This window comes from Acidocella aluminiidurans (assembly GCF_055383125.1).
Map to the genome: position 1 here is coordinate 501,177 of NZ_AP031589.1, position 13,177 is coordinate 514,353.

Consider the following 13,177-nt stretch of genomic DNA (forward strand, 5'->3'; position numbering starts at 1 on the left):
CATGCTCATTTGGTCTTGCCGGAATTGGGCAGCACCACGCCGGAGACATGCCCGCCCGGGCCGGCCAGCAAGGTGGCCACGCCGGTCTTCATGTTCACCAGGGCGTCCGCGCCCTGCAGCTCATTCGGCCCATGGATGATATGCACATTGCCGCCCAGCCGCGCCTGCCCGGTGGGGGGCAGATAGACGCCGCGATCGCCGGTGGCGGTATCGGTGGTGGTCTTGATCACCACATGCCCGAAGGCTTCCACCTTCTGCAGATTGCCGGCCTGGCCCAGCGCGTCGGGGCTGCCGGCCGCTGCTTCTTTGGGGGCCGTAGCACCCGGCTTGGCGTTATCCGCCTGCGCCGCGAAATAGCCGACGATGACATCGGCGGCGATCGAGCGGCCATCATCGGCGACGATCAGCGCGTTGCCGCGCGCAATCGCCTTATGGTCGCCGGCGTAATATTCGATCGAATCCTTGGCGGTGACGGTGTCGTGTTGGGTGGTCAGCTTCAGATGCTGGCCGGTGAGCACCAGCACCTGCTGGGCCATGCTGTACACCGCGTGATCGCCCCAGGCATTATCGGTGGGGGTGTAGATATGCACATTGCCGATCGCATCCAGCTCGGTCAGCTGGGCATTGCCCTGGTCCAGCCCATCGGTGCCGGCATTGGCGCCGGTCGGCTGGGAAGCGGCAGCTTGTTGCGCCGGCGTGCCGCTGACCGGTTTTTTCACATAATGCGCCACCAGCTGGTCGGCGGTGACGGTGACATCCCCGCGCACCGCCTTGGCATCGCCATTGGCGGTGACGGTCTGCGCATCCTGCGACCAGGTGATGCCCTGCTGGGCGGTGATCTGAATCGGCACCGGCGCTGCCCCGGGTTGGCCGCCCAGATTCAAATCCTGCGCATGGGCCGGCGCGGCGGCAAGGGCCGCGGCCGGCAGGAGATAAATGAATTTCATTGAACCTGTGTGAGTGTCAGCGTCGCGGGACCATTGAAGGTGATTTTGCTGCCTCGCCCGGTCAAGGTAAAGCCCTTCTGCGCGTTCAGCGTGCCGAAAGGTCCGGTCACCTGCACCGGATCGGTGCTGCTTGCATTGCCCGCGTGCAGATCAATGGCGCTTTGCTGGGTGGTCACCACGGTACCGTCGTTGCGATACAGCGTCACCCCGCCGCCCAGCTCCAGCTTGTCGCTTTTCTGGTGATAATCGCCATTCGCCGATTTCAACGACAGCCAGGCGCCGGATTTCAAGGTGATGTCCCCCTGCGGCGCGACGAGGGCGACATTATCGTCGCCCTGCTGCACGGCGCTGCTGGCGGTCACCGTGTAAGGCTGCCCCTGCTGGTCGCGGCCATGATAGGTCGCGCCTTGCATGCGCGAAGCCTGGGCGCTGGCGCCGGCGGTCACGTGATAAGTGACGCGGTTGGCGCTGGAATGCCAGGAAGGCGCCAAGACCAGCGCCACCAGCAACAGCAGAGCCGCCGCCGGCAAGGCGCGTTTGAGCAGCGTCACCCGCAGGCTGCGCTTGGTCAGTTTATCGGCGGCCGGTTGGCGTTGCCGGCGGATTTCATCCAGCACGGAATTGCGGGGCGCCTGCGGAATGTGATTCATGCGGCCTCCTTGCTGGAAGGAACCATGAAAACCATAAAGCGAGCCATGTCTCGATGCTGCCGCATAAATAAGGCGGGAGCGGGGCAAATCTGCGCCCCGGCGATGCCCTTTGGCAAGGGCGTCGTGCATGCGTCGCCGCGAGGCCCGAAAATCGATCTCATTCTCTACGGTATGAACAGCGTCTCAACACCGGTCAACACGCGTTACGCAACTCTGTGTAACCTATGGTTAATGGCTGAACAGATCGGGCTCCTGATAGCCCAGCAGGTCCAGCTGTGCGCGCGTCGGCAGGAAGCGATAGGCCGATTCGGCGAGGCCGAGGCGGTTTTCGCGGACCAGCAGCGCGCGCAGCTTCTCCCAGATCAGGTGCAGATACAGCACGTCCGAGGCGGCATAGGTGAGCTGCTCGGCGGTCAGGCTGGGGCTCCCCCAATCGCTGCTCTGCTGCTGCTTGGAAATATCCACCCCGGCGAGGTCCCGGCACAGCTCCTTCAAGCCATGCCGATCGGTATAAGTGCGGACCAGCTTGGAGGCGATCTTGGTGCAGATCACCGGGGCGGTGAGCACGCCGAACGCATTATAGAGCGCGGCGATATCGAAGCGCCCGTAATGGAACAGCTTGGTGACCTCAGGATCGGCCAGCAAGGCTTTGAGATTGGGGCAATTCGCCCCTTGGCCGCCGAGCGATTCGGGGATGATCTGCACCAGATGCGCAACGCCGTCCCCGGCGCAGAGCTGCACCAGGCAGAGCCGGTCGCGATGCGGGTTGAGCCCCATCGTCTCGGTATCGATGGCAACGAGCGGGCCGAGCGACAAGCCGTCGGGCAGATCATGCTGGTGAAGCTGGATGCTGCTCGTCATCGTCTTAACTTTTGTTTTCAAGATTTTGAAAAGTAAGGAAAAAATGGTGCCCAGGAGAGGACTCGAACCTCCACGCCCTTGCGAGCGCTAGCACCTGAAGCTAGTGCGTCTACCAATTCCGCCACCTGGGCTTGACCATTTTTTCGGGCTTGCTTCGCTTTCGTTCAGCTTGCCGTCCCGACACCGTGGCATCGTGGGACGGGCGTTTAACTGTCCCGTCACATCACGTCAACTCGACTTGAGAGATTTTTTTCAGCTCTTACATTTGCAAGCAACTGAACGAGGGGGATTTCATGGGCGCGGCGCACGGAATTGCTACGGTTTTCGGGGCTTCAGGCTTTTTGGGCCGGCATATTGTGCAACGGCTGGCCGAGGCCGGTTACCGGGTGCGGGCGGCGGTGCGCGATGTTGAGGGTGCGAAATTCCTGAAACCGATGGGCGATGTCGGCCAGGTGGTGCCGCTTTACGCCCCGGTGAGCGACGAGGCGGCCTGTGCGCGGGCCATCAAGGGCGCGCAGATCGTCATTAACCTCGCCGGCATTCTGGCCGAATCGCGCGCCGGCGATTTCGGCCGCACCCATGCGCAGGGGGCAGGGCGGGTGGCGCGGCTGGCTCATGCGGCCGGGGCGCGGCTGGTGCATGTCTCGGCCATCGGCGCGAATCCGGCCAGCGCCTCCTCTTATGCGCGCAGCAAGGGCGAGGGCGAGCAGGCGGTGCAGGCGGCGCATCCGCGGGCGGCGATCCTGCGGCCCTCCATCGTCTTCGGGCCGCAGGATGAGTTCTTCAACCGCTTCGCCAAAATGGCGGTGCTCTCGCCGATACTGCCCATCGTGCATGGGGAGACGAAATTCCAGCCGGTCTTTGTCGGCGATGTCGCGGATGCCGCCATGCTTGCCCTCTACCCGCAGGCCGAAGGGCAGATTTTCGAGCTGGGCGGGCCGGAGCAGAAGAGCTTCCGGGCGCTGATGCGCCAGATGCTGGATATCATCGACCGCGATTGCTGGATCTGGGACATGCCGGTCGGGCTGGCCCGGCTGATCGCCAGCCTGCCGATGGCCGGGCTGACCGGGGATCAGATCACCTTGCTCGCCAGCGACAATGTCGTCGCCCCCGGGGCGCGCGGGTTCGAGGCGCTGGGCATCGCGCCCAAGCGGCTGGATCTGGTCCTGCCGGGCTATCTGCAACGATATCGTGCCTCAGCCCGCCGCCACGCTGATATTTTCAATTATTAGGTCCGAATAGTTACCTAATATAAGAAAATCTCTCGGGTGACCTCGTGGCGAATGAAGGGTTTTTGCGAAATTAGGTATGTTTTTGATACCTAATTCAAAAAAATCCTTGGCGTTCCGGGAAAAACTTCGTTAAGACTGGCCGCAACGCACGCTGCCGGGCGCTGCGCCGCTTTGCGGTGTCGCGCTTTGTTGACGGGCGAACCCGACGACGATCCCAGACGAACGAGGCGAAACATGGCCGAGCGCATGCTGAAATTCATCAATCTGCCGCAGCAGACCCCGGAGAAACGCCCGGCCACGCTGCGGCGCGAGGATTTCAACGAGATTTACGACAAGTTCGTGCCGGAAAAAGCCGCCGAGCAGGCCAGCCGCTGCTCGCAATGCGGGATTCCGTTCTGCTCGGTGCATTGTCCGCTCTCCAACAATATCCCAGACTGGCTGAAGCTCACCGCCGAGGGTCGGCTTGAGGAAGCCTATGAGCTTTCCTCCGCAACCAACACATTTCCCGAGATTTGTGGCCGCATCTGCCCGCAGGATCGTCTCTGCGAGGGTAATTGCGTGATCGAAAAAGGCTTTGAATCGGTCACAATCGGCGCGGTCGAGCGCTACATCACCGATACCGCCTTCGAGAATGATTGGGTGAAGCCGATTTCCCCCATCGCCGAACGGCCGCAGAGTGTCGGCATCATCGGCGCCGGCCCGGCTGGCCTCGCGGCTGCCGAGCGGCTGCGCGCCCAGGGCTATCAGGTGACGGTGTATGACCGGCATGACCGCGTCGGCGGGCTGCTGATCTACGGCATTCCCGGCTTCAAGCTGGAGAAGGAGATCGTGCTGCGCCGCTGGAAATGGCTGGAAGAGGGCGGGGTGAAATTCGTGCTCAATGCCGATATCGGCGGGGCCATTCCCTTTGCGGAGCTGCGCAAAAACCATGATGCGGTGCTGATCGCCACCGGCGTCTATAAGGCCCGCGAGATTGGCGGCCCCGGTGCCGGCCTGCCTGGCATCGTCAAGGCGCTGGATTATCTCATCACCTCCAACCGCAAGAGCCTGGGCGATGCGGTGCCGGATTACGAGTCCGGCCTGCTGAACGCCGCCGGCAAGGATGTGGTGGTGATCGGCGGCGGCGATACCGCGATGGATTGCGTGCGCACCGCCATCCGCCAGGACGCCAAATCCGTCACCTGCCTCTATCGCCGCGACAAGCAGAACATGCCGGGTAGCTTGCGCGAGGTGAAGAATGCCGAGGAGGAAGGTGTCACCTTCACTTGGCTCTCCGCCCCGGAAGCCTTCCTGGGCGACGACAAGATCACCGGCGTGCGCGCCGTGCGCATGCATCTGGGCATGCCCGACGCCTCCGGCCGCCAGTCGGTCGAGCCGATCGAAGGGTCGTCCTTCACCGTCAAGGCGGATCTGGTGATCAAGGCGCTGGGCTATGATCCGGAGGAGCTGCCGGGCGCCTTCAATGAGCCGGCGCTCAAGCTCACCGGCTGGGGCACGCTGAAGGTCGATGCGAAAAGCTTCGAGACCTCGCTGCCGGGCGTCTATGCCGCCGGCGATATCGTGCGCGGCGCCTCGCTGGTGGTCTGGGCCATTCGCGATGGCCGTGACGCCGCCGCCGCCATCCACCGTTCCATCCAAGCCGCGCACATCGCGCAGGCCGCGGAGTAATCCAAGATGAACCACGAAACCGCACCCGAATTCCTCGCCGCCTGGGACGCCAATGTTCAGGCCCTGGAACACACCTATTCGCGCGACATGGAGCATGATGCCTGCGGCGTCGGCCTGGTCGCCGCGCTGGATGGCAAGAAGCGCCGGGACATCGTGCAGGCCGGCATCGACGCGCTGAAGGCGGTCTGGCATCGCGGCGCTGTGGATGCTGATGGCAAGACCGGCGATGGCGCCGGCATCCATATCGAAATCCCGCAGGATTTCTTCGCCGACGAGGTCAAGCGCGGCGGTGACCGGCTGCATGGCGGGCCGATCGCGGTGGGCATGGTGTTCCTGCCGAAAACCGATCTCTCAGCGCAGGAGCGCTGCCGCCAGATCGTCGAGACCGAGATTCTGAGCTTCGGCTATCGCATCTATGGCTGGCGCCAGGTGCCGATCAATGTCGGCTGCATCGGCGAGAAGGCGAATGCGACCCGCCCCGAGATCGAGCAGATCATGCTCTGGAATGCCCGCGGCATTTCCGAGGATGAGTTCGAGCGCGAGCTCTATATCATCCGCCGCAAGATCGAGAAGGCGGCGATCGAGGCGCAGGTGCCCGAGCTTTATCTCTGCTCGCTCTCCTGCCGCTCCATCGTCTATAAGGGCATGTTCCTGGCCGAGAGCCTGACGGAATTCTACCCGGATCTGCTGGATGAGCGCTTCGTCTCGCGCTTTGCCATCTATCACCAGCGCTATTCCACCAACACTTTCCCGACCTGGAAGCTGGCCCAGCCGTTCCGCATGCTGGCGCATAATGGCGAGATCAACACCGTCGCCGGCAATATCAACTGGATGAAGAGCCACGAAACCCGGCTGGGCGCCGAAGGGCTCGATGAATTCCTGGATTATGTGAAGCCGGTGGTGCAGGCCCATGGCTCCGACACGGCGGCCTTGGACAATGTGTTCGAGCTGCTGGTGCGCGCCGGGCGCGACGCGCCGATGGCCAAGGCGCTGATGATCCCGCCCTCACTCAGCTCCGATGCGACGATGCCGCAGGCCCATAAGGACCTGTTCTCCTACTGCGCCGCGGTGATGGAGCCGTGGGACGGCCCGGCCGCCGTCTGCGCCACCGATGGCCGCTTCGTCATCGCCGGGCTGGACCGCAACGGGCTGCGCCCGCTGCGCTACTCGATCACCCGCCACAATATGCTGGTGGTCGGCTCCGAGACCGGCATGGTGAAGTTCGATGAGGAGGACATCGTCGAGAAGGGCGCGGTCGGCCCCGGCCAGACCATCGCTGTCGATCTGCAGGAAACCAAATTCTACCATGACGGCGAACTGAAGGACATGCTGGCCGCCCGCCAGGATTTCGCCGCCTGGACCAAGCGCATCACCGTCATCGACCATATCGTGAAGACCGACGCGCCGGAGCCGGTGCGCCTCGACGCCGAAGGGCTGCGCCGCCGGCAGCTCGCGGTCGGCTTCTCGCTGGAAGATATGGAGCTGATCCTGCACCCGATGGTGGAAACCGCGCAGGAGGCCATCGGCTCGATGGGCGATGACGCGCCGATCGCCGTGCTCTCCGACAAATATCGCGGCATGCATCATTTCTTCCGCCAGAGCTTCAGCCAGGTGACCAACCCGGCCATCGACAGCTTGCGCGAAACCCGGGTGATGTCGCTGAAAACCCGGCTTGGCAATCTCGGCAATGTTCTCGATGAGAACGAGGAGCAGTGCGACCTGCTGCAGCTGGAAAGCCCGGTGCTGTCCTCGGCCGAGTTCGAGGCGATGCGCCGCACCATGGGCGATAGCGCCTGCGTGGTCGATGCCACCTTCAAGATCGCGAACGGGGAGGGCGGTTTGCGCCGCGCCCTGGAGCGCATCCGCCGCGAGGCCGAGGAAGGTGTGCGCGCCGGCTGCACCCATGTCATCCTCACTGATGAGGCGATGAGCCCCGAGCGCGCGCCGATCCCGATGATCCTGGCCACCGGCGCGGTGCACACCCATCTGGTCCGCCAGTCTCTGCGCACCTTCACCTCGCTCAATGTCCGCTCCAGCGAATGTCTGGATGTGCATTATTTCGCGGTGCTGGTCGGTGTCGGCGCCACCACGGTGAACGCCTATCTGGCGCAGGAATGCATCGCGGACCGGCATGCGCGCGGGCTGTTCGGCACGCTGTCGCTGAAGGAATGCGTCGCCCGCTACAAGAAGGCGGTGGATAAGGGGCTGTTGAAGGTGATGTCCAAGATGGGCATTTCCGTCATCTCCTCCTATCGCGGCGGCTATAATTTCGAGGCGATCGGGCTTTCGCGCGCGCTGGTGGGTGAGTTCTTCCCCGGCATGCCCTCGCGCATTTCCGGCATCGGCCTGCCCGGCATCGCGCATAAGGTGCTGGAGCTGCATGAGAAGGCGTGGAGCGGCAACGTCGTCACGCTGGATGTTGGCGGGCAGTACCGCCTGCGCCGCTCCGGCGAGGCGCATGCCTTTGACAATAACGCCATCCATCTGCTGCAGACCGCCGTCGGCACCGGCTCCTACCGGATGTTCAAGAAATATTCGGAGATGGTGCGCAAGCAGAAGCCGGTGGCGCTGCGCGACCTGCTGGATTTCCGGACGGAAGGCCGGGCCGCGATTTCCGTGGACGAGGTCGAGAGCATTACCGAAATCCGCAAGCGGCTGCTGGCCCCGGGCATTTCGCTGGGCGCGCTGAGCCCGGAAGCGCATGAGACGCTGTCGATCGCGATGAACCGCATCGGCGCGCGCTCGGATTCCGGTGAGGGCGGCGAGGACCCGGCCCGCGCCGAGCCGCGCCCGAATGGCGATAATGCCTCTTCCGCGATCAAGCAGATCGCCTCGGGCCGCTTCGGCGTCACCGCGGAATATCTGAATGATTGCAAGGAGATCGAGATCAAGGTGGCGCAGGGTGCGAAGCCCGGCGAGGGCGGGCAGCTGCCCGGCTTCAAGGTCACCGGCCTGATCGCCAAGCTGCGCCACGCCACACCGGGCGTCACCCTGATCTCCCCGCCGCCGCATCACGATATCTACTCGATCGAGGATCTGGCGCAGCTGATCTATGATCTCAAGCAGATCAACCCGCGCGCCACGGTGTGCGTGAAGCTGGTGGCGCGCTCCGGCATCGGCACCATCGCCGCCGGTGTGGCGAAGGCGAAGGCGGATGCGATCCTGGTCTCCGGCCATGTCGGCGGCACTGGCGCCTCCCCGCAAAGCTCGGTGAAATATGCCGGCATGCCCTGGGAAATGGGGCTTTCGGAGGCACATCAGGTGCTGATGCTCAACCGTCTGCGCCATCATGTGGTGCTGCGCACCGATGGCGGCCTGAAGACCGGCCGTGACGTCGTCATCGCCGCGATGCTGGGGGCGGAAGAGTTCGGCATCGGCACCGCCTCTCTGGTGGCGATGGGCTGCATCATGGTCCGCCAGTGCCATTCCAACACCTGCCCGGTCGGCGTCTGCACCCAGGATGAGGAGCTGCGCAAGAAATTCGAGGGCACGCCGGAGAAGGTGATCAATTTGTTCTCGTTTGTGGCCGAGGAAGTGCGCGAAATCCTGGCCCAGCTCGGCTTCCGCAGCCTGCAGGAGGTGATCGGCCGTACCGATCTCTTGCATCAGGTCTCGCGCGGCGCGGACTATCTGGATGATCTCGATCTCAACCCGATCCTGGCCCAGGCCGACCCCGGCCCCTATGCCCGCTTCTGCACCCGCGAGGGCCGCAACGAGGTGCCGGAGACGCTGGATGCGCAGATGATCAAGGATGCCGAGCCCTTCTTCAAGAGCGGCGAGAAGATGCAGTTGCAGTACAACATCCGCAACACGCATCGCGCCATCGGCACCAAGTTCAGCTCGCAGATCGTCGCCAAATACCGCAAGGTGAAGCTGCAGCCGGATCACGTCACCGTGCGCCTGCGCGGCTCCGCCGGGCAGAGCCTCGGCGCCTTCGCGGTGAACGGGCTGAAGCTGGAAGTGGTTGGCGATGCCAATGACTATGTCGGTAAGGGCCTCTCGGGCGGCACCATCGTGGTGCGCACCGGCCCCTCCTCGAAGCTGAAGACCAACGAGAACACCATCATCGGCAATACCTGCCTCTATGGTGCCACCGGCGGCGCTCTGTTCGCGGCGGGTCTGGCGGGTGAGCGCTTCGCGGTGCGCAATTCCGGCGCCAATGCGGTCATCGAAGGGGCGGGCTCGAATGCCTGCGAATACATGACCGGCGGCACGGTGGTGATCCTGGGCGAGGTCGGCGACAATTTCGGCGCCGGCTTCACCGGCGGCGTGGCCTTTGTCTATGACCGTGCGAATATCTTCGAGAAGCGCATGAACAAGGAGACGCTGCACTGGCAGCGCGTGAATTCCAGCCACTGGGCCGGCGTGCTCAAGGGGCTGGTGGAGCGCCATGTCGCCGAGACCGAAAGCCGCTACGCCGCGACGCTGCTGAATGACTGGGAGCGCGAGGCCCCGCATTTCTGGCAGATCGTGCCGAAGGAGTTCGTGAAGTATCTGGCCGCACCTTTGGATGAGACGGCGCAGGCGCAGTCGGCGTGAAATCGTGGGGGCTTTTTGAAAAAAGCCCCCACACCCCCAAAAACTTTTGCTGGTTTTTCTGTCGGGCGTTGGTGAGGCGCTCAAACAATAACGGCGCGAGCGGCTTTGGCCCTCGCGCTGTTTTCATGTGACCCATGCGCGAGAAATCTCGTGCCCGCCGCTTTTGTTAAAAAAAGCCCCCTGCCATAAGAAGCGCCATGCGAATCCTCTATCATCTGCCGCTCTCCCCTTATTCGCGCAAAGTCCGTATGGTGCTGGCGGAAAAGCGTTTGCCCTTCGAGCTGCGGGCCGAGAAAATCTGGGAGCGCCAGGACAGCTATCTGGAGCTGAACCCCGCCTGCACGGTGCCGACGCTGATCGAGGATAACGGGCTGGTCATCCCCGATTCGCGGGTGATCTGCGAATATCTGGAAGAAGCCTACCCGGACACGGCGCTGATGAGCCGCGCCCAGCCCGAGCGCGTGGAAACCCGCCGGCTCGTCGCCTGGTTCGATGAGAAATTCTACCAGGAAGCGACGCGCAACCTCTATTGGGAAAAGCAGCTGAAGCCGGCGCTGAAGCTGGGCTCGCCCGACGCCAACGCGCTGCGCGCCGGCTATGCGAATTTGAAGCAGCATCTGCTCTATATCGGCTGGCTGGCGGAGCATCGGCGCTGGCTGGCGGGCTCGGGCCTCTCGGTCGCGGATTTCGCCGCCGCCGCCCAGCTCTCCACGCTGGATTTCATGGGCGATGTCGATTGGTCGGTCTCGCCCGCGGCCAAGGAATGGTATGCGCGGATCAAATCCCGCCCGAGCTTCCGCGCCATTCTGTCGGACCGCGTCAACGGCATGACCCCGCCGCCGCATTATACCGATCTGGATTTCTGAGGCCGGCCATGCAGCTTTCCGATTTCCCGCTGAAATCCCACGACAAGATCCGCTACAGCGATGTCGACCGGCAAGGCCATGTGAATAACGCGGTCTTCGTCACCTATCTGGAGACGGCGCGCACGGATTTGCTGGAGCAGATCGTCCCCGGCTTCTGGGAATCGGATTACGGCATCGTCGCCGCGCGGCTGGAGCTGGATTACCGGGCGGAATTATTCTGGCCGGGCATTGTCGAGACCGGCACGGCTCTGGCCTCGATCGGCCGGACCTCGATGGTGATCGAGCAGGCGATGTTCCAGGAGGGGCGGCTGGTGGCGCAGGCGAAGACGGTGCTGGTGCTGATCGACGCCAAGACCCACAAGCCGGTGGCGGTACCGGATGATCTGCGCGCCAGGCTTATGGCGTTCGCACGGCCTTCCGCATGAGCCGGTGCGGGATGCCGGCATCGAGATAGACCGGCCCTTCCGCGACATAGCCGAGCCGCTCATAAAACCCGATCGCCTGCGTTTGGGCTTCCAGTATGAAGGCATGGGCAGGGCAGGCGGCCTCGATGCCCTGCATCACCGCCTTGCCCAGCCCGAATTTGCGAAACGGGGCGGCGACGGCGACCCGGCCGATCTTCCACACGCCCGGCGCCTTTTCCACCGCCCGCGCGGTGGCGGCGGGCTGGCCCTCATGGCGCAGCAGCACATGGGTGGCGGTGGCGTCCAGCGCGTCCAGCTCCTCCTCCGGCGGCACCTTCTGCTCCTGCACGAACACCGCCATGCGCAGCGCGAAACAAGCCTCCAGCTCCGGCGAGCCGGGCAAAGCGCGCAGGATCTCGGCCATTATTGCGTGACCAGCCCGATGATGGTGGTCTGCGGCGGCATGTTCGGCCGCAAGGTGGGCCAGCGCGTCTCCGGATTGTCGAAGCTCGCCCCCGGGGTCGCGCCGGGATGGCGGACCGCGCCAAAGGCGGTCTTGCTGTTGGCATCGAAGGCCACACCACCGGCGGCGGCGCCCACCGGCGCCAGATAGGCATAGGCCAGCGCGCCGGTCGCCGGGCCGCTGGTCTGCATGATGAACAGCCCGTCGGCGCTCTGTTCGGTATCGCCCTTCTGGTCGGTGCCGATCCAGAGATTACCCGCCGGATCAACCGCCAGCGTGCGCGGCTTGCGCAGCCAGGCCTGGCTGCCGGGGCCGTATTGCGTGCCCTCGCGAACCGCCGGATTGCCGGCGACCAGCGCCAGCGTGGCGGGGAAATGTTTGGCGGTGGCATCGCCGCCGGGCAGGGTGAAGCGCACAATATGCCCCTCGCCGCCGCCAGGGTTCAGCGAATCGGCAACGCTGCGCTGGGCATTGCCGGCGCAGGCCATATAGAGCGCGCCGCCATCCTGGCTCAGCGCCAGCCCGGCCGGGGCGTCGAAGCTTTCGCCGCCGGCGGTGGCGCCGGCATTGGCCAGCCCGGCCAGGGTCGGCACGTCATTCGGCAGCGCCACCCAGTCGATCCCATCGCCCCCCAGCACCGCCACGCTCAACGTGCCGGAATCGAGCGCGCTGCCGTCGGTCGCGTTGGTGGCGGCGACGAAGCGGAACAGCATCCCGGCGGCTGCATCCTGGGTGAAGAACAGCACCGGGCGGCCATCCTTGCTCTGGGTGGCGAGCAGCCCGGCGCGGGCGATGCGGCCGATGGCGGTGCGTTTCACGGGAATATAAAGCGGGTTCAGCGCCTCCAGCTCCACCACCCAGCCATAGCGCGCGCCCTGGCCCGGGTCGCCATAGCCAAAACCCAAGCCGGAGAGGCGGTTGAGCCAGGGGGCGGCATCGCCCTCGGCCAGCAGCACATTGCCCCAGGGCGTGGCGCTGCCGGCCTGCACCGCCAGCACGCCTTGCACCGTGCTCCCTACCTGGGCGGCGGCCGGACCGGAGATCTGGCAGAGCGTGCCATCGGAGAGGCGGCGGGTCTGATAGCCCCCGACCACCGTCACCCAGCGCCCGGCCTGATATTGCAGATTGACCACCGTCACACCCTGCTCGCGCCCGGCGATGGCGGGATGGTCCATCCCGCCGGAAAACAGCATATTGGCCGGGGCGGTCGGGTTGGCCGTCACCAGCACCAGGCGCGGGATATTATCCTGCGCCGGCGGCGGGGCGATCAGCGCCGCGATCACAGCATCATAAGGAAACTGGTTATCCGCCTGCGCCAGGCTCAGCGCATCGGGGGTGAAGGGCGGTGCATCCGGCTGCAGCAGATCGCCCCAGCGGGCGATGACCAGCCGCGAGAAGCCAGGGCCGATCTTGTCGCCCAGCCCCGGCGCCTGCGGGTTGGCCGGGTTGTAGCCGAGATAATAAGGCGGCCTCGCCGCCATCTGCGCGCCGGCCCCGCCGGCGGCGAGGCTGGCAATGCCGGAAAGCAGCAGCGTGCGCCGGCGCAT

Annotated in this window: 10 protein-coding genes and 1 tRNA gene; 5 read left to right on the forward strand and 6 right to left on the reverse strand. The window is 64.6% G+C overall.

What is annotated here, in order from left to right:
• Window positions 1-5 precede the first annotated feature (5 nt).
• The 4 genes from ACZ46S_RS02610 to ACZ46S_RS02625 all read right to left on the reverse strand — a co-directional run bounded on the left by ACZ46S_RS02610 (window position 6) and on the right by ACZ46S_RS02625 (window position 2,589).
• The gene (locus tag ACZ46S_RS02610; RefSeq protein WP_464063256.1) at window positions 6-947 is read right to left on the reverse strand and encodes an LptA/OstA family protein; all 942 of its coding nucleotides are present in this window, start codon (window positions 945-947) and stop codon (window positions 6-8) included.
• Window positions 944-1,597 carry an LPS export ABC transporter periplasmic protein LptC gene (gene lptC / locus ACZ46S_RS02615; RefSeq protein ID WP_464063257.1) on the reverse strand — a complete coding sequence of 218 codons (654 nt, stop codon included), beginning with the start codon at window positions 1,595-1,597 and terminating at the stop codon, window positions 944-946. Before lptC ends, ACZ46S_RS02610 begins: the two co-directional genes overlap by 4 nt.
• A 228-nt stretch (window positions 1,598-1,825) precedes the next feature.
• Window positions 1,826-2,458: a ribonuclease D gene (locus tag ACZ46S_RS02620; protein WP_464063258.1), complete on the reverse strand. Its 633-nt coding sequence runs from the start codon at window positions 2,456-2,458 to the stop codon at window positions 1,826-1,828.
• 44 nt (window positions 2,459-2,502) lie between these two features.
• Window positions 2,503-2,589, reverse strand: a tRNA-Leu gene (locus tag ACZ46S_RS02625).
• Window positions 2,590-2,751: 162 nt separating this feature from the next.
• Here ACZ46S_RS02625 and ACZ46S_RS02630 point away from each other — a divergent pair.
• The 5 genes from ACZ46S_RS02630 to ACZ46S_RS02650 all read left to right on the forward strand — a co-directional run bounded on the left by ACZ46S_RS02630 (window position 2,752) and on the right by ACZ46S_RS02650 (window position 11,188).
• Entirely contained in the window at window positions 2,752-3,690 is a 939-nt protein-coding gene (locus ACZ46S_RS02630) for a complex I NDUFA9 subunit family protein (RefSeq protein WP_464063259.1), read from the forward strand.
• A 234-nt stretch (window positions 3,691-3,924) separates the two neighbouring features.
• Window positions 3,925-5,358, forward strand: coding sequence for an NAD(P)-dependent oxidoreductase (locus ACZ46S_RS02635; protein WP_464063260.1), 1,434 nt, complete (start codon window positions 3,925-3,927; stop codon window positions 5,356-5,358).
• A gap of 6 nt (window positions 5,359-5,364) precedes the next feature.
• Window positions 5,365-9,897 carry a glutamate synthase large subunit gene (gene gltB / locus ACZ46S_RS02640; protein WP_464063261.1) on the forward strand — a complete coding sequence of 1,511 codons (4,533 nt, stop codon included), beginning with the start codon at window positions 5,365-5,367 and terminating at the stop codon, window positions 9,895-9,897.
• A gap of 197 nt (window positions 9,898-10,094) precedes the next feature.
• Window positions 10,095-10,763, forward strand: coding sequence for a glutathione S-transferase family protein (locus ACZ46S_RS02645; RefSeq protein ID WP_295741280.1), 669 nt, complete (start codon window positions 10,095-10,097; stop codon window positions 10,761-10,763).
• A gap of 8 nt (window positions 10,764-10,771) precedes the next feature.
• Window positions 10,772-11,188, forward strand: a complete 417-nt coding sequence (locus ACZ46S_RS02650) for an acyl-CoA thioesterase (RefSeq protein ID WP_464063262.1) — start codon at window positions 10,772-10,774, stop codon at window positions 11,186-11,188.
• On the opposite strand, the gene ACZ46S_RS02655 is transcribed toward ACZ46S_RS02650, so the two are convergent.
• Both ACZ46S_RS02655 and ACZ46S_RS02660 read right to left on the reverse strand, forming a co-directional pair.
• Window positions 11,160-11,591 (reverse strand): GNAT family N-acetyltransferase, encoded by a 432-nt coding sequence (locus tag ACZ46S_RS02655; protein WP_464063263.1) that lies wholly within the window; start codon window positions 11,589-11,591, stop codon window positions 11,160-11,162. The genes ACZ46S_RS02650 and ACZ46S_RS02655 overlap by 29 nt on opposite strands.
• Window positions 11,591-13,177: a PhoX family protein gene (locus tag ACZ46S_RS02660; RefSeq protein ID WP_464063264.1), complete on the reverse strand. Its 1,587-nt coding sequence runs from the start codon at window positions 13,175-13,177 to the stop codon at window positions 11,591-11,593. Before ACZ46S_RS02660 ends, ACZ46S_RS02655 begins: the two co-directional genes overlap by 1 nt.